General features: G+C 60.7%; 27 protein-coding genes. 10 read left to right on the top strand and 17 right to left on the bottom strand.

The features are described from left to right. The first annotated feature begins 1 nt into the window (after position 1). Positions 2 to 1,405: a siroheme synthase CysG gene (gene cysG / locus ACJ8HT_RS21830; protein ID WP_197653366.1), complete on the top strand. Its 1,404-nt coding sequence runs from the start codon at positions 2 to 4 to the stop codon at positions 1,403 to 1,405. 51 nt (positions 1,406 to 1,456) lie between these two features. Here cysG and trpS read toward each other — a convergent pair whose 3' ends face one another. From trpS to pilM, 12 genes are all read right to left on the bottom strand, one after another. Next, positions 1,457 to 2,464, bottom strand: coding sequence for a tryptophan--tRNA ligase (gene trpS, locus ACJ8HT_RS21825; RefSeq protein WP_025304534.1), 1,008 nt, complete (start codon positions 2,462 to 2,464; stop codon positions 1,457 to 1,459). 2 nt (positions 2,465 to 2,466) lie between these two features. Next, the gene (locus tag ACJ8HT_RS21820) at positions 2,467 to 3,165 is read right to left on the bottom strand and encodes a phosphoglycolate phosphatase (RefSeq protein WP_194572238.1); all 699 of its coding nucleotides are present in this window, start codon (positions 3,163 to 3,165) and stop codon (positions 2,467 to 2,469) included. Beyond that, positions 3,158 to 3,835 (bottom strand): ribulose-phosphate 3-epimerase, encoded by a 678-nt coding sequence (gene rpe / locus ACJ8HT_RS21815; protein WP_019456160.1) that lies wholly within the window; start codon positions 3,833 to 3,835, stop codon positions 3,158 to 3,160. The genes ACJ8HT_RS21820 and rpe overlap by 8 nt, the downstream gene beginning before the upstream one ends. A 50-nt stretch (positions 3,836 to 3,885) precedes the next feature. Continuing rightward, positions 3,886 to 4,698: an adenine-specific DNA-methyltransferase gene (dam, locus tag ACJ8HT_RS21810; RefSeq protein WP_194572237.1), complete on the bottom strand. Its 813-nt coding sequence runs from the start codon at positions 4,696 to 4,698 to the stop codon at positions 3,886 to 3,888. 84 nt (positions 4,699 to 4,782) lie between these two features. Then, complete coding sequence (locus ACJ8HT_RS21805; RefSeq protein WP_197653365.1) at positions 4,783 to 5,796, bottom strand: SPOR domain-containing protein; 1,014 nt, start codon at positions 5,794 to 5,796, stop codon at positions 4,783 to 4,785. Between the two features lie 156 nt (positions 5,797 to 5,952). Then, the gene (gene aroB / locus ACJ8HT_RS21800; protein ID WP_060424528.1) at positions 5,953 to 7,053 is read right to left on the bottom strand and encodes a 3-dehydroquinate synthase; all 1,101 of its coding nucleotides are present in this window, start codon (positions 7,051 to 7,053) and stop codon (positions 5,953 to 5,955) included. A gap of 106 nt (positions 7,054 to 7,159) precedes the next feature. Further along, complete coding sequence (aroK, locus tag ACJ8HT_RS21795) at positions 7,160 to 7,681, bottom strand: shikimate kinase AroK (protein ID WP_004391482.1); 522 nt, start codon at positions 7,679 to 7,681, stop codon at positions 7,160 to 7,162. A 349-nt stretch (positions 7,682 to 8,030) separates the two neighbouring features. Continuing rightward, on the bottom strand, positions 8,031 to 9,275 hold the full coding sequence (gene hofQ, locus ACJ8HT_RS21790) for a DNA uptake porin HofQ (RefSeq protein WP_197653364.1): 1,245 nt from the start codon (positions 9,273 to 9,275) through the stop codon (positions 8,031 to 8,033). Next, complete coding sequence (locus ACJ8HT_RS21785) at positions 9,272 to 9,637, bottom strand: HofP DNA utilization family protein (RefSeq protein WP_197653363.1); 366 nt, start codon at positions 9,635 to 9,637, stop codon at positions 9,272 to 9,274. Before ACJ8HT_RS21785 ends, hofQ begins: the two co-directional genes overlap by 4 nt. Next, positions 9,630 to 10,121, bottom strand: a complete 492-nt coding sequence (locus ACJ8HT_RS21780; protein ID WP_197653362.1) for a hypothetical protein — start codon at positions 10,119 to 10,121, stop codon at positions 9,630 to 9,632. The genes ACJ8HT_RS21785 and ACJ8HT_RS21780 overlap by 8 nt, the downstream gene beginning before the upstream one ends. Further along, entirely contained in the window at positions 10,114 to 10,653 is a 540-nt protein-coding gene (locus tag ACJ8HT_RS21775; RefSeq protein WP_197653361.1) for a PilN domain-containing protein, read from the bottom strand. The genes ACJ8HT_RS21780 and ACJ8HT_RS21775 overlap by 8 nt, the downstream gene beginning before the upstream one ends. Then, a complete protein-coding gene (gene pilM / locus ACJ8HT_RS21770) occupies positions 10,653 to 11,486 on the bottom strand; it encodes a pilus assembly protein PilM (RefSeq protein WP_195873763.1) in 834 nt (277 codons plus the stop codon). Before pilM ends, ACJ8HT_RS21775 begins: the two co-directional genes overlap by 1 nt. 121 nt (positions 11,487 to 11,607) lie before the next feature. Between pilM and mrcA the strand changes: the two genes are divergently transcribed. After that, a complete protein-coding gene (mrcA, locus tag ACJ8HT_RS21765) occupies positions 11,608 to 14,166 on the top strand; it encodes a peptidoglycan glycosyltransferase/peptidoglycan DD-transpeptidase MrcA (RefSeq protein WP_048232080.1) in 2,559 nt (852 codons plus the stop codon). A 50-nt stretch (positions 14,167 to 14,216) separates the two neighbouring features. Here the strand turns inward: mrcA and nudE are convergent, their stop codons facing one another. Further along, positions 14,217 to 14,771 carry an ADP compounds hydrolase NudE gene (nudE, locus tag ACJ8HT_RS21760; RefSeq protein WP_038878156.1) on the bottom strand — a complete coding sequence of 185 codons (555 nt, stop codon included), beginning with the start codon at positions 14,769 to 14,771 and terminating at the stop codon, positions 14,217 to 14,219. Positions 14,772 to 15,216: 445 nt separating this feature from the next. Between nudE and ACJ8HT_RS21755 the strand changes: the two genes are divergently transcribed. The 7 genes from ACJ8HT_RS21755 to ACJ8HT_RS21725 all read left to right on the top strand — a co-directional run bounded on the left by ACJ8HT_RS21755 (position 15,217) and on the right by ACJ8HT_RS21725 (position 22,119). Next, complete coding sequence (locus tag ACJ8HT_RS21755; RefSeq protein WP_194572703.1) at positions 15,217 to 17,352, top strand: intracellular growth attenuator family protein; 2,136 nt, start codon at positions 15,217 to 15,219, stop codon at positions 17,350 to 17,352. Positions 17,353 to 17,450: 98 nt separating this feature from the next. Further along, positions 17,451 to 18,131 (top strand): GMP/IMP nucleotidase, encoded by a 681-nt coding sequence (yrfG, locus tag ACJ8HT_RS21750; protein WP_197653360.1) that lies wholly within the window; start codon positions 17,451 to 17,453, stop codon positions 18,129 to 18,131. Further along, positions 18,128 to 18,535 (top strand): ribosome-associated heat shock protein Hsp15, encoded by a 408-nt coding sequence (gene hslR / locus ACJ8HT_RS21745; protein ID WP_015379306.1) that lies wholly within the window; start codon positions 18,128 to 18,130, stop codon positions 18,533 to 18,535. Before yrfG ends, hslR begins: the two co-directional genes overlap by 4 nt. Positions 18,536 to 18,560: 25 nt before the next feature. After that, a complete protein-coding gene (gene hslO / locus ACJ8HT_RS21740) occupies positions 18,561 to 19,439 on the top strand; it encodes an Hsp33 family molecular chaperone HslO (protein ID WP_197653359.1) in 879 nt (292 codons plus the stop codon). Between the two features lie 194 nt (positions 19,440 to 19,633). Beyond that, a complete protein-coding gene (gene pckA, locus ACJ8HT_RS21735) occupies positions 19,634 to 21,253 on the top strand; it encodes a phosphoenolpyruvate carboxykinase (ATP) (protein ID WP_043138920.1) in 1,620 nt (539 codons plus the stop codon). A gap of 126 nt (positions 21,254 to 21,379) precedes the next feature. Then, positions 21,380 to 21,643 carry a FitA-like ribbon-helix-helix domain-containing protein gene (locus tag ACJ8HT_RS21730; RefSeq protein WP_004930730.1) on the top strand — a complete coding sequence of 88 codons (264 nt, stop codon included), beginning with the start codon at positions 21,380 to 21,382 and terminating at the stop codon, positions 21,641 to 21,643. After that, the gene (locus ACJ8HT_RS21725; RefSeq protein WP_197653358.1) at positions 21,640 to 22,119 is read left to right on the top strand and encodes a type II toxin-antitoxin system VapC family toxin; all 480 of its coding nucleotides are present in this window, start codon (positions 21,640 to 21,642) and stop codon (positions 22,117 to 22,119) included. Before ACJ8HT_RS21730 ends, ACJ8HT_RS21725 begins: the two co-directional genes overlap by 4 nt. Before the next feature lie 34 nt (positions 22,120 to 22,153). On the opposite strand, the gene envZ is transcribed toward ACJ8HT_RS21725, so the two are convergent. The 4 genes from envZ to cbpA all read right to left on the bottom strand — a co-directional run bounded on the left by envZ (position 22,154) and on the right by cbpA (position 25,771). Continuing rightward, positions 22,154 to 23,524: a two-component system sensor histidine kinase EnvZ gene (envZ, locus tag ACJ8HT_RS21720; protein WP_038881686.1), complete on the bottom strand. Its 1,371-nt coding sequence runs from the start codon at positions 23,522 to 23,524 to the stop codon at positions 22,154 to 22,156. Beyond that, complete coding sequence (gene ompR, locus ACJ8HT_RS21715) at positions 23,521 to 24,240, bottom strand: osmolarity response regulator transcription factor OmpR (protein ID WP_004709363.1); 720 nt, start codon at positions 24,238 to 24,240, stop codon at positions 23,521 to 23,523. The genes envZ and ompR overlap by 4 nt, the downstream gene beginning before the upstream one ends. Before the next feature lie 257 nt (positions 24,241 to 24,497). After that, positions 24,498 to 24,803, bottom strand: coding sequence for a chaperone modulator CbpM (locus ACJ8HT_RS21710; RefSeq protein ID WP_049202813.1), 306 nt, complete (start codon positions 24,801 to 24,803; stop codon positions 24,498 to 24,500). A gap of 5 nt (positions 24,804 to 24,808) precedes the next feature. After that, the gene (cbpA, locus tag ACJ8HT_RS21705; protein WP_197653357.1) at positions 24,809 to 25,771 is read right to left on the bottom strand and encodes a curved DNA-binding protein; all 963 of its coding nucleotides are present in this window, start codon (positions 25,769 to 25,771) and stop codon (positions 24,809 to 24,811) included. A gap of 230 nt (positions 25,772 to 26,001) precedes the next feature. Between cbpA and greB the strand changes: the two genes are divergently transcribed. Next, positions 26,002 to 26,475 (top strand): transcription elongation factor GreB, encoded by a 474-nt coding sequence (gene greB, locus ACJ8HT_RS21700; protein WP_038878177.1) that lies wholly within the window; start codon positions 26,002 to 26,004, stop codon positions 26,473 to 26,475. Positions 26,476 to 26,540: the final 65 nt, after the last annotated feature.

The raw sequence follows: 26,540 nt of genomic DNA, 5'->3' as shown, positions 1-26,540 counted from the left end.
GATGGACTACCTGCCGATTTTCTGCCAACTGCAACACAAAGCCTGCCTGCTGGTCGGCGGCGGCGAGATCGCCGAACGCAAGGCCCGCCTGCTGCTGGACGCCGGCGCAGCGCTGACCGTCAACGCCGTGGACTTCACCCCGCAGTTTCGCCTGTGGGCGGAAGAAGGCCGATTGACGCTGGCCGAAGGCGAATTCAGCCCGGCCCTGCTGGCGGAAAAATGGCTGGTGATCGCCGCCACCGACCGGCTGGAGGTCAACGCGCTGGTGTATCAGTGCGCCAACCAGCAGCGGGTGTTCTGCAACGTGGTGGACGATCCGAAACGCGCCAGCTTTATCATGCCGTCTATCATCGATCGTTCGCCGATCATGGTGGCGGTGTCCTCCGGCGGCAAAGCGCCGGTGCTGGCGCGGCTGCTGCGCGAGAAGCTGGAAGCGATGCTGCCGCAGCACCTCGGCAAGCTGGCGCAGCTGGGCGGCTCGCTGCGGCAACGGGTAAAACAACGCTTCAATAGCCTCGGCGCGCGCCGTCGCTTCTGGGAACGGTTATTCGCCCACGATCGGCTGGCGCAGTCGCTGGCAAACGACGACGCCACGCTGGCCGAACGCCAGCTCGAGCAGCTGTTCAGTGAACAGCCGGAAGATCGCGGTGAAGTGGTGCTGGTGGGCGCCGGGCCGGGCGATGCCGGCTTGTTGACGCTGAAAGGGCTGCAGCAGATCCAGCAGGCCGACGTGGTGGTTTACGACCGGCTGGTCTCCGAAGAGATCATGACGCTGGTGCGCCGCGACGCCGAACGTATCTTCGTCGGCAAACGCGCCGGGCACCACTGCGTGCCGCAAGAGCAAATCAACCAAATCCTGCTGCAGCAGGCGCAGCAAGGCAAACGCGTGGTGCGTCTGAAGGGCGGCGATCCCTTTATCTTTGGCCGCGGCGGCGAAGAGCTGGAGACGCTGGCAGACGCCAACGTGCCGTTCTCGGTGGTGCCGGGCATTACCGCCGCCTCCGGCTGTTCCGCCTACAGCGGCATCCCGCTCACCCACCGCGACCATGCGCAGAGCGTGCGCCTGGTGACCGGGCACGCCAAGGCCGACGGCGGATTGGACTGGGCGACGCTGGCCGCCGGGCAACAGACGCTGGTGTTCTATATGGGGCTGTCGCAGGCGGCGGAGATCCAGCGCCAGCTGATCGCGAATAGATTGCCGGCCACCACGCCGGTGGCGCTGGTAGAAAACGGCACTTCCTGCCGCCAGCGGGTGATCGAAGGCGAGCTTGGCCAACTGGGCGCCCTGTCACTGCAGGCCGCCAGCCCCAGCCTGATCATCGTCGGCAGCGTGGTCAGCCTGCGCAGCAAACTCAACTGGTTCGCCAGCGAGGCATCACCCGCCGGTCTGGCGCAAATGGCGTGATACCGACATAAAAAAAGCGGCCCGTGGCCGCTTTTTTTATTTTCGCCGGCGTTACGCCTGCGGCGGTACGAAACCGACGGCCTGATAGACCTTCGCCAGGGTTTCCTGCGCGCGTGCGCGGGCCTTGGCGGCACCGTCGCGCATCACCTGCTGCAGATAGGCTTCGTCGTTACGGAAGCGGTGATAACGCTCCTGCAGCTCACCCAGCATGCCGGAGACGGCTTCCGCCACCGCGCCTTTCAGGTGGCCGTACATCTGGCCTTCGAACTCGGCTTCCAACTGCGCGATGCTCTTGCCGGTCACACCGGCGAGAATATCCAGCAGGTTGGAGACGCCCGCCTTGTTGACCACGTCGTAACGCACGACAGGCGGCTCTTCCGAGTCGGTCATTGCGCGCTTAATCTTCTTGGTCACCGCTTTCGGATCTTCCAGCAGGCCGATCACGTTGTTGCGGTTATCGTCCGACTTGGACATCTTCTTGGTCGGTTCCTGCAGCGACATCACGCGCGCGCCGGATTTAGGAATAAACGGCTCCGGCACTTTGAACACGTCGCCGTACAGCGCGTTGAAACGCTGCCCTACGTCGCGGCTCAGTTCCAGGTGCTGCTTCTGGTCTTCGCCCACCGGCACCTGGTTGGTTTGATACAGCAGGATATCCGCCGCCATCAGCACCGGATAGCTGAACAGCCCGGCGTTGATGTTCTCCGCGTAGCGCGCGGATTTGTCTTTGAACTGCGTCATGCGGCTCAGTTCGCCGAAATAGGTGTAGCAGTTCAGCACCCAGCTCAGCTGCGTGTGCTCAGGCACGTGCGACTGCACGAAGATGGTGCTTTTTTCCGGATCGATGCCGCAGGCCAGGTACAGCGCCAGCGTATCCAGCGTGGCTTTGCGCAGTTTCTCGGCGTCCTGGCGCACGGTGATGGCATGCAGATCGACGATGCAGTAGATGCAGTCGTAGTCGTCCTGCATCTGCACCCACTGACGCAGCGCACCCATGTAGTTGCCGATGGTCAGTTCGCCGGACGGCTGCGCGCCGCTAAATACGATGGGCTTACTCATGTTTAAATTTCCTGATTCTCTAAAGATGACAGCCCAAGAGCGGGCAACAAATCGGCGAAGCGCTCCAACACCCGATCGGGGTGGCTCAGGGCTATCGATTCGCCGTAGTTATAACCGTAGGTAAAGCCGACGCTTGGGCAACCGGCGCCCTGCGCGGCTTGAATATCGTTGCGTGAATCGCCGACGAACAGCAGTTCATGCGCGCGCAGCCCAAGCTTGCCGAGCACCAGATACAACGGCGCCGGGTGCGGTTTCTTTTCCGTCACGTCGTCGCCGCCGATCACCAGCGAGAAATAGTCGCCAATGCCCAGCGCCGCCAGCAGCGGCGCCACGAACGGCGTCGGTTTGTTGGTCACCAGCGCCATCGGGTAGCCGTGCGCGGCCAGCCGGGCCAGCGTCTCTTGCACCTGCGGGAACAGGCGGCTACCGCTGTCGACGGTCTGCGCATAGAAATGGTCGAAGCGTTCACGCAGCCGGCCGCTCTGTTCCGGCGTGCCTTCTGCTTCCGCCCAGCGCAGCGCGCGCTGCACCAGCACGTCGGCGCCGTTGCCGATCCAGGTGCCAACCCGCTCCTCACCCGCTTGCGGCAGGCCCGCTTCTTCCAGCGCCATATCGATGGCGGCCGCCAGGCCCGGCGCGCTGTCGACCAGCGTGCCGTCCAGATCGAAGGCCAATGCGCGGATCGCGCCGAAATCAGCCATGGGAAACCTTCGCCAGCTCGCTGCGCATCTCGTCGATCACCTTGCGGTAGTCCGGCTGGCCAAAGATGGCGGAACCGGCGACGAACATATCGGCGCCCGCGGCGGCGATTTCGGCGATGTTATCCACCTTCACCCCGCCGTCGACTTCCAGGCGGATGTCGCGACCGCTGTCGTCGATCAGCTTGCGCACCTGGCGCAGCTTGTCCAGGGTGCCGTGGATGAACGACTGGCCGCCGAAGCCCGGGTTAACCGACATCAGCAGGATCACGTCGATTTTATCCATCACGTAGTCGAGATAGCTCAGCGGCGTGGCCGGGTTGAACACCAGGCCGGCTTTACAGCCGTGCTCTTTGATCAGCTGAATGGTGCGATCGACATGCTCGGAAGCTTCGGGGTGGAAAGAGATATAAGACGCGCCGGCCTTGGCGAAATCAGGCACGATGCGGTCCACCGGTTTGACCATCAGGTGCACGTCAATCGGCGCGGTAATGCCGTAGTTGCGCAGCGCTTCGCACACCATCGGACCGATGGTCAGATTGGGCACGTAGTGGTTGTCCATCACGTCGAAGTGCACCACGTCGCCGCCTGCGGCCAGCACGTTAGCGGTATCTTCACCTAACCGGGCAAAATCTGCCGACAGAATGGACGGGGCAATCAAAAACTTTTTCATCCGCTTCTCCAAACGTAGGGTCGAGTTGTTATGCGCCGGGGCACCCCGGCTTAGCGATACAGCGCCAAAAGCTCGTTCACTTTGCTGCGGCCGAGAATATTGCGACTGATCGTGCGACGTGCTTTCACCACATACAGCGCAGCATGTTGGTACCAGTCGCGCGTCAGCTCAGTATCGTGATTGGAGATCAATACCGGTACCTGGCTCTCTACCGAGAGCTGGTGCGCCAGATGCGCCAGACTCTGCTGATCGGCGATGCTGAAGCTGTTGGTGTGATAAGCCGTGAAATTCGCCGTCGCCGACAGCGGCGCGTAAGGCGGATCGCAATACACCACGGTACCGGCCATGGCCTTCGCCATAGTATCGCGGTAATGCTCGCAGACAAAAGTGGCATTGCGCGATTTTTCGGCAAACCAGTAGAGCTCTTCTTCCGGGAAGTACGGTTTCTTGTACCGGCCAAACGGCACGTTGAACTCGCCGCGCAGGTTATAGCGGCACAGGCCGTTATAGCAGTGGCGGTTCAGGTACAGGAACAGCAGCGCCCGACGGTAAGGCTCGGTGCTAGTATTGAACTCTTCTCGCAGCAGGTAAAACTGATCCGAGTTATTGAATTCATCGGCGAAAAGCGTGCGGGCATCGCGCACGAAGTCATCCGTGCGCAGCTTAACGATGTTATACAGGTTGATAAGATCGCTATTGATGTCGGCGAGAATGTAGGCGTCGTAATCCGTATTCAGGAAGACGGATCCCGCACCCACGAAGGGCTCGATTAAGCAGTCTCCCGCCGGCAGATGGCGACGAATCTCGTCTACCAGCGGGTATTTTCCACCAGCCCATTTTAAAAAAGCGCGGTTTTTCTTCATGCCGTCAATTAGCTACTTATACAATTCAGAGCGGCGGATTGTACTCTGTTTCAGACAGCACATCAGCGCACAAATTTAAATGATTTATTTTTTAAGATCTTGCTGCACTTGGTGTACAGGTCGGACCCATGGTTTTTTCGCCTGCACATCCGCCGGCAGCGTAGCGATAGCGCGCTTCGCTTCAGCAGAAGATGCGTAGTTGCCGCTTACCAGCACATACCACGGCTTGCCGTCACGCTTGGTGGCGTATACCAGGTAGTTCTGCAGCTTCTGCTGTTTGGCGTAGGCGTTCAGCGTATCGGAACGCGAAGCGCTGCTCAGCTGCAGCGTGTAATGGCTGCCCGGTGCAGACTGCAGTGAACTGCCGCTGCTGCTGACCGCCCCCGCTTTCGCGGTGGAAGACGGCTTGACCGGCGGCGTATACACCGTAGTCGGTGATTTATGCTGCGTCGCGGTCGGTTTGGTGGCGGCGGTTTTCGCCGGCGTTTTATGCTGTTGCGGCGCGGTGCCTTGCACAGGGCGCGTCGCCTCGCGCGCCGCAGCGCCGCTCATCACCGTTGCCGGTGCAGTCGGCAACGTCGACGCTGCGCCGGTCATGCCCTGGGTTGCGGCATCCACCTGCCCCTGCTGCTGCGACAGCGCATCCGCCATGTTGCCAGGCAGATCGACGCGCTGCTGCGCACCGCCCTGCTGAGGCTGAGTTTGCGCTTCGGTCGGCGTGCCGGAGATCGGCGGAACGCTGACGTTCTGCGGTTGCTGCGGCTGAGTCGCGCTCACACCGTTGTTATCGTGGGTATCCGTCGTGCCGCCCGGCACGCCGTTGTTGGCGGTGGTCAGCGACGAAGAGCCGGACAGGTTGATGTCGCGAGCCGCGCCATTTTGCGCGCCGCTCTCCTGAGCCGCCTCATGCTTGGTCGGCGCCTTCAAGGCGGAACCGATACCGATAATCAGCAGCAACAGCACCAAAATGCCGATGCCAATCATCAAATGCTGGCGCGAGACGGCGAAGCGCGGCGCGGCGGCCGGCTTGCGCGAACGCGTAGGACGACGATCGCTGCTATCAGGTCTGAGATCGTCTTCCGGTTTAAACTCGTCCATCTGAAACCCTCCAACTAGAGGCAAAAGCCCACCACCGTAGACCTACCGTGGCACGGGCAGATTAACCCGATGATGGCAAAGCGACACCCGTCGTGCTCTGCTCACTGTATTAATATAGATGCAAATGGCGGCTAAGCCACTGTTACTTAGTCCGATTTAATTACGCTGCTGCTCAGGCAGGCAGGCGGCGATCGACGCCAGCACCAGCTCATGCCCTACGCCGCCGCGCACTTCCGCCGCACCGATCGCGGTCGGCAGCACCAGACGCAGTTCACCCGCCAGCACTTTCTTGTCGCGCAGCATGTGCGGCAAATAGGACTCCGGCGTCATTTCCTGCGGCCCGCAGACCGGCAATCCGGCGCGCAGCAGCAGCGTTTTGATGCGTTCGATATCTTCAACGGAGAACTGGCCAAGACGGTGCGCGGTTTCCGCCGCCATCACCATGCCTGCAGCCACCGCTTCGCCGTGCAGCCATACGCCGTAGCCCATTTCGGCTTCGATGGCATGGCCGTAAGTATGGCCCAGATTCAGCAAGGCGCGCAGACCGCTTTCGCGTTCGTCGGCGGCCACAACCTCGGCCTTCAGCTCGCAGCAGCGGCGGATGCAGTAGGCCAACGCCTGCATATCCAACGCCATCAGCGCATCGATGTTGTTTTCCAACCAGACGAAGAACTCGCGATCGAGAATGATCCCGTATTTGATGACTTCAGCCAGGCCGGAAGAGAGTTCACGCGTCGGCAACGTTTTCAGGCAATCCAGATCAACCACCACCGAAGCGGGTTGATAGAAAGCGCCGATCATGTTTTTGCCGAGCGGGTGGTTGACGGCGGTCTTGCCGCCCACGGAAGAATCCACCTGCGACAACAGCGTGGTGGGAACCTGAATGAAGCGCACGCCGCGTTGATAGCATGCGGCGGCAAAACCGGTCAGATCGCCGACAACGCCGCCACCGAGCGCTATCAGCGTCGTGTCGCGCCCGTGCGGTTTTTCAAGCAGCGCCGAAAACACCTGCTCCAACACCGCCAGAGATTTGTACTGTTCCCCATCGGGAAGGATCACCTGATCCACCACGACGCCGCCCCGCTCCAGCACCTGCCGGACGCGCTCCAAATAGAGCGGCGCCAGGGTCTGGTTGGTGACCAACATCGCTTGCTCACCCGCCTTCAACGGCATAAAAGAAGCCGGATCGTTAAACAATCCGGCGGCGATGGTAATCGGGTAGCTGCGCTCCCCAAGCGTTACAGTAATTCTCTCCATGTCGCGCTCAGTTCTCTGTATGGTGCGGCGGTGGTTGATCCCCGCAGCGGCGGGGAACACAAATCAGTTTTCCGCATTGGCCGACGGCGAACGCGAAAATCGGCAATCAGTTGCTTTCCAGCATGTTGATGATCTGGTTAGCAACCACTTTAGCGCTCTGATCGTCGGTGCGGATGGTGACATCGGCAATCTCTTCATACAACGGATTGCGCTCTTTCGCCAAGGCTTCCAGCACTTCACGCGGCGGAGAATCGACCTGCAGCAGCGGGCGTTTTTTATCACGCTGGGTACGAGCCAGCTGCTTCTCGATCGTGGTTTCCAGATAGACCACCACGCCGCGCGCGGACAGACGGTTGCGCGTTTCACGCGACTTCACCGAACCGCCGCCGGTCGCCAACACAATCCCTTGTTTTTCCGTCAGTTCATTAATGACTTTTTCTTCACGATCGCGGAAACCTTCTTCCCCTTCCACGTCGAATACCCAGCCCACGTCAGCTCCGGTACGTCGCTCAATTTCTTGATCGGAGTCGAAGAACTCCATATTGAGTTGCTGAGCTAACTGACGGCCAATAGTGCTTTTGCCGGCACCCATAGGCCCAACCAGAAAGATATTGCGTTTCTCTGCCATGTTTTTCGGTATTACTAAGACAATTCGTTAATGTTAACCCGCCCCGCCAATCAAATCAGCGGCGGGACCTAAACTGAAACCTCATGAGCGATAGTGCGAGATCAGACGAAAAATTATCTCAACACTCTTGGTAGTTTGGCAACCGAATAAATCGCAATCCACGCCGCGGGAGGGAAACCATATGTTTTTAACGGCGTCTTGACGCTAACAAAAAACCTCGGTGCTCAATTCGGTAACCCTTGTAAGCTAAATCGGCCGCAGCGTCAAACGCAGATCCCCCCAAGGAGATAAAAAAGTGTATCTGCTCATCAACTTTAGGAGATTTGCCGTCCGGCTGACAGGTAGCCGCTTATCCCTTAATCAGGGTCGGCGTAATGAAGATCACCAGCTCGCGTTTTTTCTGTTGTGCGCCGCTTTGTCGGAACAAGCCTCCCAATAACGGCGCATTCGCCAATCCCGGCACCTTGTCCGCCGTCTTGCCGCTATGCCGTTGAAAAATACCGCCAAGCACCAGGGTTTCACCGTTTTTCACCGTGATCTGCGTTTTAATCTCCTGTTTATCGATGGTCAGCGCTTCCCCCGCGCCCCGGCTGATGGCGCGCCCCGGCATATTTTGGCTGATGTGCAACGTCAGCGTGATGCGCCCGTCCGGCAACACTTTCGGCGTCACCTCCATGCCCAGCACCGCCTCTTTGAACTCGATGGCGGTCGCACCGCTGGCGCCGCTTGACACTTCGTAAGGGATCTCGGTTCCCTGCTTGATGCTGGCGGTTTGCAGGTGCGCCGTCAGCAGCCGCGGGCTGGCGATGATCTCCACCTGATTCTCCTGCTCCAGCGCCGTCAGCTCGAGGCTCAGCAAACGCCCGCTGATGCGCGCCAGATGGAAACCGGCGTTCACCGCGCTGCGCTCCAGCGGCAGGTTGACGCCGAGATTGCCCGGCCGCAGCGGCTGCGCCGGCCTATCGTCAGGCGCCAATCCCCAACGCACGCCGAGTTCGCGCAGGCTTTCGCTGTTGATGGTCACGATATGCGCAGCCAGCTGGACCTGTGCCAGCGGCGCGTCCATTTCCGTTACCCGCTTTTTCAACTGCGCCAGGATCGGCGCGGTGTCGCGCAGCAGCAGCGTATTGGTGCGCTTATCCGCCAGCACGCTGCCCCGCTCGCTGAGCAAGGCGCCGCGTTGGGCATTGAGGCTTTCGGCAATCTCCGCCACATCGCCGTTCTGTAACGTCAGGCTCAGGCTGTGCAGCGGTTGCCGCTGCGCCATCGCCTCTCGCTGCTGCCTTTTTTCCTGCGCGTCCGGCTCCGGCGCAATCAGCATCACGTTACCCTCCCGCGTCATCGCCAGTTTGCCCATGCGCAGGGTCAGCGCCAGCGCCTGAGGCCAGGGCACATTCTCCAGCCGCAGCGTCAGGTTGCCGCTCACGCCGGGTGCGGCGATCAGGTTCATCTGCCGATAATCCGCCAGCGCCTGCAGGATGACCGTGACCGGCGCATCCTGAAACTCCAGCGAAATAACCTGTTTATCCTGCGCCTGTGCAGCGCCGAGCGTCAGACACCACAGCGCCACGCCCAATCCAGCGCGTCCTTTCATGGCTTCCCATCCTTGTTGTCGCCCATCATGAGCGAGATGTCGCCCTGGCTCGCCGGGCAATCCGGTTCGGCCACCAGCGCCGTTAACGTTAGGCTGCGCGCCTGCACCTGCGTCACCTGCCAGCGCTCGGCCAGCACCCACTGCTGCGGCCGCAGGCGCAACCATTGCCCCGCTGGCGTCACCACCCAGCCATAACGCAACGTCGGTTGCCCGATGACGCCTTTCAGTCGCCAGCCCGCCGGCGATGCCGCCGTTTGGGCACAAGCAGGCAGCGGAGGCGGCGCAAACGGGTCGCGCGGCTCAGCGCATAAGGCCCACGGCCATAGCAGCCACCACCACCCACGGCCGGGTCTTCTACTCATCGGGCTGATCCTCGGTGGCATCCTGCAAAACCAACCGCGCCGTCATGCCAAGGGGCGGCGTCTCCACGCTCAGCTGCTCGAGGCGTAAATCGGCGGGCAGCGCCTCCAGCAGCGCCAACAAACCGGCGTAATCAATGCGCAAGCTCAGCGTTTGCCGCGGCGGTTTTTCCTGCCGCTGCCAGCGCAGCAAAGCGCCTCCCGCACGTTGCAGCACGCTCGCCAGATCGCCGGTGGTGGTCGGCGCAAGCGCCGCCGGGATAACGGTTTGCGGCATCTCTTCCAACTGGCTCTGCACCATAGCGATCTGTTGCAGCAGGCGCTGTTGCCGCTCCACCGCGTTTTCCCGCTGCCGCCATTCGTCTTGCAACAGCCAGCCGCCGCTCAACAGCGCCAGCGTGCCGATGCCCAACCCTTGCGACAGCAGCAATAGCCAGCCCGGCAAGCTCAGCCAAAGGCGCAACCCGGATGACAAACGGCTATCCATCACGCCCCCACTGCGCCGCCAGATGAAAGGAGTACAGGCCGTCTTCGCGTTGCGCCACCTCCGCCAAATGCAGCCGTGGCAACGCAGACATCCCCGCCAGCCGCCGTTCGAACTGCGTGATGGCCGCAGGAGAGCGGCTCAATCCACGCAGCCGCAGGCCGTTCGCCGCATTGCTGTCCAACGCCGTGAGCCACAGCGGCGGAGGAATGCTGGAAGACAATTGCTGCAGCAGCTGCAAATAACGCCGGTTATGTTGGGCGTTATTTGCCTGCCATTCGGCGCGGGCACTGTGCATCGCTTGCTGCGCCCGCTCTTGCTGCTGCTGGCGGGCGAGCAACGTCAATGCCGCCAGCTCCTCACCCAGCATCGCCTGCCGCGCCTGCCGCTGCGTCTGTTGGTGACGCAGTTGGCCGGCGACCAGGAACAGTGCCAGCAGCAGCGCCGTTACCTGCAACAGCAGCACGCCCAGCCAGAAATAGGCGCGTCGCCGATCGCGGCGCTGGCGCCAGGGCAGAAAGTTGACCTGATACATCAACGATCCTCCTCGCGCAGCGCCAGACCACCGGCCAACGCGAACGCAGAAGGATGCACAGGTAACGGCGGACGCAGCTGCGTAAAGGCGCTGAGCGGCGACCAGGCAAGGCAACCGACGGGCAAGTCTCCCGCCAGCACGCTGCCGGCATAGACCGGCCGATCGTCGCCCGCCGGCGTCAGGGCTTGCAGCGCCAGCCGCGCCTGCGCACCATCGTCGCCAGGAACCAGACCAAAGGCAAAGGCGCCATCGGCTGGCGCCACCCAAAGCCATTCCCGGTCGAGGCGATGCATCAGCCCCGCGGCGAGCGGCACGCCCGCCGCCGTCGCCATCACCCGCAGCGCGCAAGGGGTGATATCGACCGCCTGCGGATGCAGGCCAGCCTGACGCAGACAAAGCAGCCACTGCTGCAGTTCCTGCCGCCGCGCGGCGGTCAACAGCAGCGCCGCCTCATCCCCCGGTGCGGCGCGATAGTCGAGCGCCAGCGTCTGGCCATCGAGCGGAAACTGCTTCAAACCGTGGCCACCGATATAGTCGCTGCGTTCCGGCTCGCGCAGCCGCGCATCAGGCCGTGCCATAAGCTGCTGTAACACACGCTGCGCCGGCAGGGCAATGCGTAAGGAAATATGTCGCGGCAGTTGGACGCGCCATTGCCGCAGCGCCCGGATCAGGAATTCGGAAGGTTCCAGGCAGCCGTCGCGTAAAACTGCCTGCGGCAGCGCCTGCTGCCACCAGTGGCGCAACTGCCAGCCGTTGCGGCGGCGTTGGGCCGCCACCGCCCGCACGCAGTCGATTTGTATATCCAGCCCCACCTGCCATGCTTGAGGGAACATGTTTCGCAAGCCTCCATAACATCAGATGATAAAAGAACATATCCATGTCGCAGGCTTGCCTTTATACTACCGCGCGGTTGTTTATAAACTGCCCAAATGACTTAGAAATGGGAAATCTCAGGTGAAGTTCGTAAAGTATTTACTAATCCTTGCAGTATGTTGCATCGTGCTGGGAGCAGCCTCGATTTTCGGCTTGTACAAATATGTCGAGCCGCAGCTGCCCGACGTCGCAACGCTGAAAGATGTGCGGCTGCAAATACCGATGCAGGTTTACAGCGCCGATGGCGAACTGATCGCCCAGTACGGCGAGAAGCGCCGCATTCCGCTGAAGCTGGATCAAATTCCGCCGGTGATGGTGCACGCATTTATCGCCACCGAAGACAGCCGCTTCTACGATCACCACGGCGTCGATCCGGTCGGCATCTTCCGCGCCGCCTCCATCGCGCTGGTCTCCGGCCACGCTTCGCAGGGGGCCAGTACCATTACCCAACAGCTGGCGCGTAACTTCTTCTTAAGCCCGGAACGCACCCTGATGCGTAAAATCAAGGAAGCCTTCCTGGCGGTGCGCATCGAGCAGATGCTCACCAAGGATGAAATCCTTGAGCTGTATCTGAACAAGATCTATCTGGGTTACCGCGCCTACGGCGTGGGCGCCGCCGCGCAGGTCTATTTCGGCAAAGACGTCAGCCAGCTGACCCTGAGCGAAATGGCGACCATCGCCGGCCTGCCGAAAGCGCCGTCCACCTTCAACCCGCTCTATTCGCACGATCGCGCCGTTGCCCGTCGCAACGTGGTGCTGTCGCGCATGCTGGACGAACACTACATCACGCAGGCGCAGTACGATCAGGCGCGTTCCGAAGATCTGGTGGCCAACTACCATGCGCCGGAAATCAGCTTCTCCGCGCCGTATCTCTCCGAGATGGTGCGTCAGGAGATGATCAAGCGCTACGGTGAAAATGCCTATACCGACGGTTACAAGGTTTACACCACCGTCACCAAACGGCTGCAGCTGGCGGCGCAGGAGTCGGTGCGCAACAACGTGCTGGCCTATGACATGCGCCACGGCTACCGCGGCCCGTCCAACGTGTTGTGGAAAGTCGGCGAAGCGGCCTGGGATCGCAAACAGATTGTCGATTCGCTGAAAAATCTGCCGAACTACGGCCCGCTGGCGCCGGCGGTGATCACCGCCGCCAACCCGCAGGAAGCGACGGCGATGCTGGCCGACGGCAGCAGCATTGCCCTGCCGATGGCGACCATGCGCTGGGCGCGCCCATACCGTTCAGACACGCAGCAAGGCCCAACGCCGAAACGCGTCACCGACGTGGTGCAGGCCGGCCAGCAGGTGTGGGTGCGTAAAGTGAACGAGGCCTGGTGGCTGTCGCAGGTCCCGGACGTCAACTCGGCGCTGGTCTCGATCAATCCGAACGACGGCGCGGTGAAAGCGCTGGTCGGCGGCTTCGACTTCAACCAGAGCAAGTTCAACCGCGTCACGCAGGCTCTGCGCCAGGTGGGGTCGAACATCAAACCGTTCCTGTACACCGCCGCGATGGATAAAGGCCTGACGCTGGCCACCATCCTGAACGACCTACCGATCACCCGCTGGGATGCCGGCGCCGGCACCGACTGGCGGCCGAAGAACTCGCCGCCGACCTACGACGGCCCGATTCGCCTGCGCCAGGGGCTGGGGCAATCGAAGAACGTGGTGATGGTACGCGCAATGCGTGCGATGGGCGTCGACTACGCGGCGGAATATCTGCAGCGCTTCGGCTTCCCGGCGCAGAACATCGTGCATACCGAATCGCTAGCGCTGGGTTCTGCCTCCTTCACCCCGATGCAGCTGGTGCGCGGCTACGCGGTGCTGGCGAACGGCGGTTACCTGGTTGACCCGTACTTCATCACCAAAATTGAAGACGACAACGGCAATACGGTGTTCGAAGCCAAACCGAAAGTGGTGTGCAGCAGCTGCAACCTGCCGGTGATCTACGGCGACACCCACCGTTCGGCGGTGCTGTCCGACGACAACATCGAAAACGTCGCCACCTCGCAGGAAGGCAGCAACAGCACGGTGCCGATGCCGCAGCTGGAGCAGGTTACCCCGGCTCAGGTGCAGCAGGACGGCGACCAACAGTATGCGCCGCACGTGATCAGCACGCCGCTGGCCTTCCTCATCCACGACGCGCTGAACAGCAACATCTTCGGTGAACCGGGTTGGATGGGCACGGCCTGGCGCGCAGGGCGCGATCTGAAACGTCATGATATCGGCGGCAAAACCGGTACCACCAACAGTTCCAAAGACGCCTGGTTCTCCGGTTATGGCCCGGATACCGTGACGTCGGTGTGGATCGGTTTCGACGATCACCGCCGCGACCTGGGCCGTTCGACGGTATCCGGCGCCATCCCGGATCAGATTTCCGGCGGTGAAGGCGGAGCCAAGAGCGCCCAGCCGGCGTGGGACGACTTCATGAAGACCGCGCTGGAAGGCATCCCGGAGCAGAAAGTCACGCCGCCGCCGGGCATCATCAGCGTCACCATCGACAAGAGCAGCGGCAAGCTCTCTGGCGGTGGCGGCGGCAGCCGTTCCGAGTACTTCATCGAAGGAACTCAGCCGACGGACTACCCATCGCGCGATACCGGCACCACGTTGACCGATCCGGGCGGTGAAAGCCACGAGCTGTTCTGATCGAAAAGGGCCAGAGAAATCTGGCCCTTTTTTGTTTGGCGCGAAGCGTATCAGCGCGAAGCGCGCAAAAATGCCTCGGAGAGGAACAGCGCGCTGACGTTGCGCGCCTCACGAAAATCCGGTTCCGCCAGCAGCGCCATCATGTCGGCGATCGGCCAACGCACCTGCGGCAGGGGCTCCGGTTCATCCCCTTCCAGGCTCTGCGGATAGAGATCGTGCGCCAGCACGATATTCATTTTGCTGGAAAAGTAAGAGGGCGCCATCGTCAGCTTGCTGAGAAAATCGAAGCGCTTCGCGCCGTATCCCACCTCTTCCATCAGCTCGCGGTTGGCCGCCTCCAGCACCCCCTCACCGGGATCGATCAGCCCTTTCGGGAACCCCAGCTCATAGGATTCGGTGCCCACCGCATATTCGCGGATCAGCAGCAGGTCATCGCCAATCACCGGCACGATCATCACCGCTTCGCGATCCGAAGGCCGCATGCGCTCATACACCCGCCGCACACCGTTGCTGAATTCCAAATCGACCGACTCGACGTTGAACAAACGCGAACGCGCGACGGTTTCCACTTTCAGAATTTTAGGTTTTTGCAGGTGTTTATCCATGATTGCCTCAAAGAGGTTACCCAGGCGCGGACGGGGCAACCGAAATAATGATTGGCGTAACGCACGGCTCGTTGGCGCTCAAACGCTGACCAAATTCGATCTTGATCACATTGTGCGTTAAGGGCAAGCTCCGCCGCAACGAGCATGAACAGTAATTTACTTTCTTTTAACAAGCGTAGCCAGCGGCGGGCGATTTTCCGTACTGATTCAGCAAACAGCACGCATGAAAATAGGATAATACCGATATCGACGGCAGAGGCCGGTTGCTAGTATCACGCAGGCAAGAATCAGTGATAAAATGGCCTTGCGTCATGAAGGAATGAGATCCAGAGCGAGAATCTGTTTGTTCCCTCATTAGTTCTGGGTGCCTCCTGGCGGTTTACTCCGTATAATATTCACCTTTTCATCAGGTTGGCGAAATTCACGGGTGTGAGATGGGGATTGCATGAGCACAATAGTGTTGATATTGGCCTTAGTGCTTGTCTGCCTGATTGCCGCCGGCCTGTACCTGTGGTTCAAGGCGCGTAACCCGTCGGCGCTGGCGCACGCGCTGCCGTTTATCAAACCTGCCCACCGTAAGCTGACCGACGAAGAGCGTGCTGCGGTCGAGTTCTATCTCAATCAACAAAACAAGCTGAGCAACAAGCTGTTGCCCGGCGGCGGCGCTACCTTGCCCGCAGCCAAACTGGCGCTCACCCCGCAAAGCGATAACGTTTATCCCGTCACGCACGCCATCACCCGCTATGGGCTGGCCAGCGACGATCCCAATAAATGGCGCTATTACCTCGATGCCGAAGAGGTGCACCTGCCGCCGTTTTGGGAACCCTATATCACCGCCGACAACCATGTGGAAGTGATCCGTACCCAGACGCTGCCGCTGGTGATTTCGCTCAACGGGCACTCGCTGAAAGATCATATTCACGACCGGCCGCAACCGCCGGTGGTGAGCGCCGCGCCGACCAAAAACGCCTCTATCCGCAAGGAAGAGAGCGAGCATGTCGAGCTGGTCAATATTCGCAAGGAAACGCCGGAAGAGCATGCGCTGAACCGGCCTAACGGCATCCGTGAAGCCGTCATCATCTCCGCCGCGCTGCTGCTGCTGTTCTTCAGCCTGATAAGCCCGGTGCTGGTGATCCCCTGGATGATTTTCGTGGCGGTGCTGATGATCGCTTGGGGATGCTGGAACCTGTTCCGCCGTCCGGCGTCACGCGAGCTGAAAGAGATCCATTGCCTACGCGGCACGCCGAAGCGCTGGGGCCTGTTCGGCGAATCCGGCCAGGGACAGATCAGCAACATTTCACTCGGCATCATCGATCTTATCTACCCGCCGCATTGGCAGCCTTACCTGACGCAGGACCTGGGCAAGACCACCGATGTGGACGTCTACCTCAATCGGCAGGTAGTGCGCCAGGGGCGCTTCCTCTCGCTGCATGACGAAGTGAAAAACTTCCCGCTGCAGCAGTGGGGCCGCAACGCGGTGCTGGTCGCCAGCTCGGCGCTGGTGCTGCTGTTACTGCTGATCTATATCCCGCTCAACCTGCCGCTGACCCTCAGCATGGCCTGGCTGCAGGGCGCGCAAAAAGTGGAAGTGACCAGCGTGCAGGCGCTGGAAGCCACGCCGCTGCGCATCGGCGACACGCTGAAAGTGCGCGGCAGCGGCATGTGCTATGTCCCACCGCCGGCCAATGGGGGCGGCGCCGCCAATTTCGCGCCGTTCGACTGCTCCGGCATTTACTGGAACAACGCCGCCCCGCTACCGCAGCCGGAATCTGAAGTCATAGACAAAGCGACGGCCCTGCTGGCCACGGTCAACAGCCAGCTGCATCCGAGCGGCGCCGATCAGAAGGTCAACCCGCAGTTGGCCAGCGCCATCGAGAAATCCGGCATGATCCTGTTGGACGACTTCTCTGATATCGTTTTGAAAACGCAGGATTTGTGCCAGGCGGAAAACGACTGCGTGCGGTTGAAGAACGCTCTGGTCAACCTGGGCAATGCCAAAAACTGGAGCGGCCTGGTGAAACGCGCCAGGTCCGGCGCACTGCAAGGCGTCAACGTCCTGCTGCGCCCGGTGAGCGCCGAGTCGCTGGAAAGCCTGACCCAAGTCGCCACGTCGTCGTTCATCTTCAATGAAACGCGTTTGGCCGCCGCAGCGCTCAACAGCCCGCCGCCGGGCGGTTTCCTGATCAGCAGCGACGAAGGCCGCCAGCTGGTCAGCCATCCGCAGCCGTCGGCGCCGCAAAGCGAATACAACGCCCTCGACCAGTGGAATGAGTTGCAGCGCCTTTCCACTCTGCTGCTGCACACCCCCTTCCAGGCACAGGGCGTGATCACCAGCCTCAGCGTCGACGCCAACGGCACCCGTCATGTGGCGCTGCACAGCGAACCGGACATGATCACCCTATGGCGCTATCTCGGTACCAGTCTGCTGTTGCTGGCGGTGGTCGTCAGCCTGGGCTATAACGCCTGGCGGCTGGTGCAGCGTCGGCGCATCAATCAGCACCGCGTCGCCGATATCCAGCGTTATTACGACAGCTGCTTCAATCCGCAGCTCAATCCGATGTCGATGCGGCCGATGGCCTGAACCTGACGCCGGGGCCTCCGCCCTGTCATCTGCTTATGCTACGCTAACGCTATTATTCTCATCTGCGGACCGCCCGTCGGTCCGCCCGTGGAGTTTTTATGGTTCCCGAGTTTGATTGGCCGCAGATCGATACCGTGCTGCTGGATATGGACGGCACCTTGCTGGATCTGGAGTTCGACAGCCACTTTTGGCTCAGCCTGGTGCCGCAGGCGCTGAGCGAAAGGCGCGCCATTCCTTTCGACGAAGCCCGTCATATCATTGAGCGGGAGTATCAGGCGGTGCAGCACACCATGAACTGGTATTGCTTCGATTACTGGAGCGAGCGGTTGGATCTGGATATCTACCGCATGACCAGCGAAGTCGGCAGCCGCGCCCGGCTGCGCGAAGACACCGAGCCGTTTTTACAGGCGCTGCGCGACGCCGGTCTGCAAACCATTTTGCTGACCAACGCCCATCCGCACAGCCTGGCGGTGAAAATCGAGCATACCGGCCTCGATCGGCACCTTGATTTATTGTTTTCCACCCACACATTTGGTTATCCGAAAGAAGATCAGCGTCTGTGGCAGGCGGTGCAACAGCACACCGGATTCAATCCGCAGCGCACGCTGTTCGTCGACGACGGCGAGCCGATCCTCGACGCGGCACGCACTTTTGGCATTCGTTACTGCCTGGGCGTGCAAAACCCGGACTCCAGTACGGCGGAGAAAAGCTTCCAGCGCCATCCGTCGATGCGTGACTATCGCCTGCTGATACCGGCGCTGGCCAAGGGGGAAGCATGAAGGAAAAAGCGACGCGCGACGACGCGGTACGGCTGGATAAGTGGCTCTGGGCCGCACGCTTCTATAAGACCCGCGCGCTGGCACGCGAAATGATCGACGGCGGCAAGGTGCATTACAACGGCCAGCGCGGCAAGCCGAGCAAGATTGTCGAACTCAACGCCGAGCTCAAGCTGCGGCAGGGCAACGAAGAACGCACGGTGATCGTGCTGGCGCTGACCAGCCAACGCCGCGGCGCCGGCGAGGCGCAGCAAATGTATCAGGAAACCGAAGCCAGCATCGCCAACCGCGAAAAGATGGCGCTGGCGCGCAAGATGAACGCGTTGACCATGCCGCATCCGGACCGTCGTCCGGACAAAAAGGAGCGGCGCGACCTGATGAAATTTAAATTTGGTGAGCCGGAATAACCCCTCACCGCAATGAGAGAAGATTATGTCCAACCATGACCAATTGCACCGTTACCTGTTTGAAAACTACGCGGTGCGCGGCGAGCTGGTTACCGTCAGCGAAACCTATCAGCAGATCCTGAACAACCACGACTACCCGGCGCCAGTGCAAAAGCTGCTGGGCGAGCTGCTGGTCGCCACCAGTCTGCTGACCGCGACCCTGAAGTTCGACGGCGACATCACCGTGCAGCTGCAAGGCGACGGCCCGCTGAAGCTGGCGGTGATCAACGGCAACAACCGTCAGGAGATGCGCGGCGTTGCGCGCACTCAGGCACCTATCGCCGACGACAGCACCTTGCATCAGATGATCGGCAACGGCGTCATGGTCATCACCATTTCGCCGACGGAAGGCGAGCGCTATCAGGGCGTGGTCGGTCTGGAAGGTGAAACCCTGGCCGAATGCCTGGAAGCCTACTTCCGCCAGTCCGAGCAGCTGCCAACCCGCCTGTTCATCCGCACCGGCGAAGCGGAAGGCAACGCCGCGGCGGCCGGTATGCTGCTGCAGGTGCTGCCGGCGCAGGACGGCAACCTCGATGATTTCGATCATCTGGTGCAACTGACCAACACGGTAAAAAGCGAAGAGCTGTTCGGCCTGCCGGCCAACGAAGTGCTGTACCGCCTGTATCACCAGGAAGAGGTCACCCTGTACGAACCGCAGGACGTGCAGTTCCGTTGCACCTGTTCGCGCCAGCGTTGCGCCGACGCGCTGCTGACCCTGCCGACCGACGAAGTGGCGGACATGCTGGAGCAGGACGGCAATATCGACATGCACTGCGACTACTGTGGCAGCCACTATGTCTTTGACCCGGTTGATGTTGCCGCTTTGTATGCGGGTAACACCGGCGAAAGCGAACAGTTGCACTAAGTCACACCCCCTCGGCGGGCGCGCTCGGCGCCCGCCAACGCCCGCCGTTTGCACGTTTGCTTTTTTCCGTGTGCTATCTCTCAGATCGTAACGAAATACCGCCTAAAACGTTAAATATTTGATACCCATCGCGGTTACGCACCGTTAGATCCCTACAATTGCCGCCAGAAATTCTGTGACCAAGGAGTAGTAACATGCGCGTTAAAGGTATAACCCCTCAGGATCTGGCCGCTTACGGCATTCACGACGTTAGCGAAATCGTTCACAACCCGAGCTATGAACTGCTGTTTAAGGAAGAAACAGACCCATCTCTGGAAGGTTTTGAGCGTGGGGTAGTCACCAAGCTGGGTGCCGTCTCCGTCGATACCGGCATCTTCACCGGCCGCTCGCCGAAAGACAAATACATCGTCCGCGACGACATCACCCGCGATACCGTGTGGTGGGCCGATCAGGGCAAAGGCAAAAACGACAACAAACCCCTCAGCCCGGAAGTGTGGGCCGATCTGAAACACCTGGTCACCGAACAACTGTCCGGCAAACGCCTGTTCGTGGTGGATACCTTCTGCGGCGCCAACGCCGACTCGCGCCTGAAAGTGCGCTTCATCACCGAGGTGGCCTGGCAGGCGCACTTCGTGAAAAACATGTTCATCCGCCCAAGCGACGACGAGCTGGCTGACTTCGAGCCGGACTTCGTGGTGATGAACGGCGCCAAATGCACCAACCCGAACTGGCAGCAGCAAGGCCTGAACTCGGAGAACTTCGTCGCCTTCAACCTGACCGAGCGCATGCAGCTGATCGGCGGCACCTGGTACGGCGGCGAAATGAAGAAAGGCATGTTCTCAATGATGAACTACCTGCTGCCGCTGAAAGGCATCGCCTCGATGCACTGCTCGGCCAACGTGGGCGAGAAAGGCGACGTGGCGGTGTTCTTTGGCCTGTCCGGTACCGGCAAGACCACCCTCTCCACCGATCCTAAGCGTCAGCTGATCGGCGATGACGAGCACGGCTGGGACGACGACGGCGTGTTCAACTTCGAAGGCGGCTGCTACGCCAAGACCATCAAGCTGTCTGAAGAAGCCGAGCCGGACATCTACCACGCCATCAAACGCGACGCGCTGCTGGAAAACGTCACCGTGCTGGCCGACGGCAGCATCGACTTCAACGACGGTTCGAAAACCGAGAACACCCGCGTTTCTTACCCGATCTATCATATCCAGAACATCGTCAAGCCGGTGTCCAAGGCGGGTCACGCCACCAAGGTGATCTTCCTGACCGCCGATGCCTTCGGGGTACTGCCGCCGGTATCGCGTCTGACCGCCAACCAGACTCAGTACCACTTCCTGTCCGGCTTCACCGCCAAGCTGGCCGGCACCGAGCGCGGCGTAACCGAACCAACACCAACCTTCTCCGCCTGCTTCGGCGCCGCGTTCCTGTCGCTGCACCCGACGCAGTACGCCGAAGTGCTGGTGAAACGCATGCAGGCCGCCGGCGCCCAGGCTTACCTGGTCAACACCGGCTGGAACGGCACCGGCAAGCGCATCTCGATCAAAGATACGCGCGGCATCATCGACGCCATCCTGAGCGGTGAAATCGACAAGGCGGAAACCGTTACCCTGCCGATCTTCGATCTGGCGATGCCGACCGCACTGCCGGGCGTGAACCCGGAGATCCTCGATCCGCGCAATACCTACGCCAGCCTCGAGCAGTGGCAGGAAAAAGCGCAGGATCTGGCCGAGCGCTTCATCACCAACTTCGACAAATACACCGACACGCCTGCGGGCGCCGCGCTGGTCAGCGCCGGCCCTAAGCTGTAATTCGGTAGCGTTACCTCTTCAACTAAGGCGCGGATCCCGCGCCTTTTTTTATTTTCAGCGATTGCTTTTTAACCAGCAAGGCGAGAAAATAAGTCAATGCAATCATTGATAGCAAAGGAGGTTTCAATGGCTACTATCACCGTCAGAAATCTAGACGACGAAATCAAAGAGCTGCTGCGTATCTCAGCGGCGAAAAACGGCCATTCCATGGAAGAGGAAGCGCGCATGATCCTGAAACAGGCGCTGGTGAAAAAGCCGCCGCGCTATGGATTGGGTACCTGGATGCATCAGCACTTCGCCGAATTCGGCGGCGTCGAGCTGGAGATCCCACCGCGTGATGCCGTGCCACCACGCATCGTCACCTTTGATGATGAAGATGACAACGCATGATTATTCTCGACACCAACGTCATTTCAGAGACGCTGCGCCCCAGTCCGTACTACAACGTCATTAACTGGTTAAATGAAAAGGACAATGACGAGCTCTATCTGAGCGCCATTGTCCTAGCCGAACTGTTCAGCGGCGTCGCCTGCATGCCTGACAGCAAGCGCCAGCGGGATCTCAAACTCAAATTGGCGGACGCGATTGAATTGAAGTTCGAGGGGCAGATATTGCCGTTTGATGGTCTGTGCGCGATGCAATACGCGGAATTGACGGCAAGGAATCGGCTTCTGGGTAAAGCGATGAGCATGCCGGATGCCCAAATCGCCGCCACCTGCCTGCATTACGGCGCGGCCCTGGCCACCCGCAACACCAAAGACTTCCTCCACTGCGGCATCGAGTTAATCGATCCGTGGCAGGCGCCGACCGGCCGTCGGTTGCATGAGGATGCGGCGGAATACTACGTGATGAGCAGGAAGTCCTGACGGGGCCGCAGCAACGCGGCCCGCGCCAAGAGCGTCAGGCGTTTTCCCTGGCGGTTTGATGGCCGTTGGCCGACTCTTTCTTCTCCATCGGCAACGGAATATACGCGCGGATCAATAGCCCGCCGCGTTCGCTGGTGCCGATATCCAGTTCGCCGTCGTGCGCGTCGATAATACGCTGCACGATCGCCAGCCCCAGACCGGTGCCGCTGGTGCTGCGCGCGCTGTCACCGCGTACGAACGGCTGCAACAGGTGCTTCAATTCTTCCGGCTTGATGCCCGGGCCGTCATCCTCTACCTGGAACCAGCCGCGCTGCAGCTCGCGGCCGCTGCTGACCTTGATCCAGCCGTTGCCGTAACGTGCCGCGTTCACCACCATGTTCACCGCCGCCCGCTTAATCGACAGCGGATGCACGTTCATCATCAGCTCGCCCGGCGACAGCGCGGTTTCAATCACCCGCTCATAGCCGCTCTCCGCCGCGACCACCTCGCCCAAAATGGCGTTCAGATCGCTGCTTTCGGTCGGCATCTCCTGCCCGGTGCGCAGGTAATCGATGAACTGCTCGATGATGGCGTTGCACTCTTCGATGTCTTTATTGATCGACTCGGCCAGATAGCCGTCTTCGGCGCTCATCATCTCCGTCGCCAGCCGGATGCGCGTCAACGGCGTGCGCAGGTCATGGCTGACCCCAGCCATCAGCAAGGTGCGGTCATCCGCCAGCTGCTTGACGCCCGACGCCATCTGATTGAATGCGCGAGTCACCGACCGCACTTCGGAAGCGCCATACTCGCGCAGCGGCGGCGGAATGATGCCCTTGCCCACCTGCAGCGCCGCATGTTCCAGCTCCACCAGCGGGCGGTTTTGAATGCGGATAAATAGCCAGGCGCCGCCGATCGCCAGCAGCATGATCGCCAGCGTATAGCGGAACAGCGGAGAGAAGTCGCCCTGGTGGATTTCCGTCAGCGGTACGCGCACCCAGATATCGGGCTGCAGCCAGGTTTTCAGCCACACCACCGGGGAGTTCTTGTTCACCTCCACCCGCACATCGGTCGGCCCGCCGAGCTGCTGCGCCATCTGCTGGCTGAGGAACTGGTAGTGCTGCGCCCAGCGCAGGCCGCTCTCCTCCGCCGCCGAGTTGGTGTAGAGAGAGATGCCCAGTTCGCGGTAGATCTCACGGCGGAACGCCGGCGGCACTTCCAGCAGCGTGCCGTCCTCCAGCTGCAGCCGATCGGTCATCAGCATACGCACTTCGTACGCCAATACCTTGTTGAACTGCTGCAGGCTGGGCAGGATGGCGAAGTTCAGCACCACCAGATAGGTCGTCACCAGACTGACGAACAGCAAGGTGACGATCAACAACAGGGTTCGGGCAAACGAGCTACGCGGTGAAAAGCGCAATCGCCTCATGCCTTACTGCCGTCCGGGACGAACACGTAGCCGAGACCCCAAACGGTCTGGATATAACGCGGATGCGCCGGATCTTCTTCCACCATGCGGCGCAGGCGCGAGATCTGCACGTCGATGGAGCGCTCCATGGCGCTGTATTCGCGGCCACGCGCCAGGTTCATCAGCTTATCGCGCGACAGCGGTTCACGCGGGTGGCTGACCAGCGCCTTCAGGACCGCGAACTCGCCGCTGGTCAACGGCATCGGTTCATCTTCGCGGAACATCTCGCGGGTGCCGAGGTTCAGTTTGAATTTGCCGAACGCGATCACCGCTTCTTCCTGCGAAGGCGCGCCCGGCAGTTCGTTAGCCTGGCGGCGCAGCACCGCGCGGATGCGAGCCAACAGCTCACGCGGGTTGAACGGCTTAGGAATGTAGTCGTCGGCGCCGATTTCCAGCCCCACGATGCGATCGACCTCTTCGCCTTTGGCGGTGACCATAATGATCGGCATCGGGTTGCTCTGGCTGCGCAGGCGGCGGCAGATGGACAGCCCATCTTCGCCCGGCAACATCAGATCGAGCACCATCAGATGGAAGGATTCACGGGTCAGCAAGCGATCCATTTGCTCAGCGTTGGCAACGCTGCGAACCTGGAAGCCCTGCTCGGTTAAATAACGTTCTAAAAGCGCGCGCAGGCGCATGTCATCATCGACAACCAGGATCTTATGATTCTCTTGCATGGTATTACTCCCAAAGGCTTTATTGCCTGACTCGAATATTGTTAGAAAACCTTGCCATTTGAGACAGCGTTTAATGGTATGTATTCTAGACGAAATTGTTACAAAGCTTATTCTTTTCCCCATTTATCAACAATTTTCATCGAATGTCGACGGGGGTTCGTCAAAATTTCGCCCTTTATCGGCGCAATGTGGGGCGGCGGCCCAATTTTGCGCAATTTCGCCACCGGCGAACCGCACGGTGGCGTTTTGACGGCGAGTCAGGAAGTCTGCAAGAAACGCGCCAGCTGCCGGCGCAGCTGCCGGTTCTCTTGCTGCAGCGCATCAACCCGATCGAGCAGCGTCAGCGCCATGGCGATCCCCGGCCAATCCAGATCCAGCTCGGCCCGCAGCCTGCGTGCGCGCTGCAGATGGCTCAGCGCCGGGTAATCGAACTCCCAGCTCGGCTGCGCCGGCTCCAGCGGCACGATCACGCCCAGGCCGACGATCTCGACCAGCTCATCCTCTGAAATCTCCACCCTCTGACACAGTTCCACCACGGTGAATGTGATCTCTTTTTTCATCATGTGCTTTACTCCCATTCCGCGCGCGGGTTGAACGCCGCCTGTTCAGCCAGTTCTCGCCACAGGGCGCTGGCCTTCTCGTTCGGCTTCGGCGGCATCACAACCTTGAGAATGACATACAGATCGCCGGGCTCTTTCTTGCCCGCCAGCCCCTTGCCCTTGACCCGCAGCCGTTTGCCGCTCTGGCTGCCGGCCGGCACGGTCAGCGCGATTTTGCCGGTCAGCGTCGGCACCTCGATGCTGGCCCCCAGCGCCGCTTCCCACGGGGCGAGCGGCGCCACGATGCTCAGGTTGTGGCCGTCAATCTCGAACAGCGGATGCGGCGCGAGGCGGATGACCAGATACAGGTCGCCGTTCTGGCCGCCGCCCACGCCGGCAACGCCCTGCCCCTTGAGGCGAATGCGCTCGCCGTCGCCCACGCCGGCCGGGATTTTCACGTTCAGCGTTTTGCTGGCTTCGCTCACCTGCCGCCCCAGCTCGTCGTACACCGGCAGCTTGTAGGAGATCTCGCGGCTTTGGCCATGCAGCGTTTCCTCGAGGAACAGCGGCACCTCCATCTCGAGATCCTGGCCGCGGAAGCCATGCCCGCCGTGCGAGTGCGAAGCGGAGCGGTGCCCACCCGCCGCACGCCCGCCGAACATGCTTTCGAAGAAATCGGAGAAGTCTTGCGCGTCGGCACCGCCGCCGTGCCATGAAGCGCTCTGCTGATAGCCGCCGTGATCGCCGCGCGCCTGGCGGCCAAAGTTCGGATCGTTGCGGTGCAGCCGGATCTGATCGTACTCAGCGCGGCGCTCTTCGTCCTTCAGCACCTCATAGGCTTCGGCCAGCTCCTTGAATTTGCTCTCGGCGTCTTCTTCGGTGCTCACGTCAGGGTGATATTTACGCGCCAGCCGGCGGTAGGCCGTTTTGATGGTTTTCAGATCGGCGTTGGGCTCAACGCCCATCGTTGCGTAGTAATCTTTAAATTCCATGCGGTAATACCTTCAATGTGTTGGGTTGTGCGCCAAAATTCCTTGTCTCTCTCGCCAGATATCCTCCTTTCATCACATTCCTTTTCCGCTATCGCTAAGCATACTCCCGATTGTTAAAAGCTGCGCAAACTGAATAAAAACCGTGCGACAACGCGCAGGCCCGCGCGCCATTTCTAAAGCCCTGCGCATTCACGTACACTGTGGCGGTGGCCCCATAAAGATAAATCACGATGAGAACTCAACTGATAACCCGTGAAGGGTATGACAAGCTCAAACAAGAGCTGGATTACCTCTGGCGCGAAGAACGCCCCGAGGTGACCAAGAAAGTGACCTGGGCCGCCAGCCTGGGCGACAGAAGCGAAAACGCCGACTACCAGTACAACAAGAAGCGGCTGCGCGAAATTGACCGCCGCGTCCGCTATCTGACCAAATGCCTGGAGCAGCTGAAGATCGTCGATTACTCCCCGCAGCAGGAAGGCAAAGTGTTCTTCGGCGCCTGGGTGGAAGTAGAGAACGAAGACGGCGAGACCAAACGCTTTCGCATCGTCGGTTACGACGAGATCTTCGGCCGCAAGGATTACATCTCCATCGACGCGCCGATGGCGCGCGCCCTGCTGAAAAAAGAGGTCGGGGACGTCGCCACCGTCAATACGCCGCTGGGCGAGGCACAGTGGTACGTGAACGAGATAGACTACCCGAAGTAAGCTTTCAGCTTTTTCCGAACCGCCGCCAACGCCGCCGCCTGAGCTGCTCTCCACGCCGCGGCCGC

It is taken from the genome of Serratia sp. CY44782 (assembly GCF_052168715.1).
Classification (GTDB): domain Bacteria; phylum Pseudomonadota; class Gammaproteobacteria; order Enterobacterales; family Enterobacteriaceae; genus Serratia; species Serratia nevei.
Note: the sequence above shows the minus strand (reverse complement) of the source record. Positions and strands in the feature narration are given on the sequence as shown.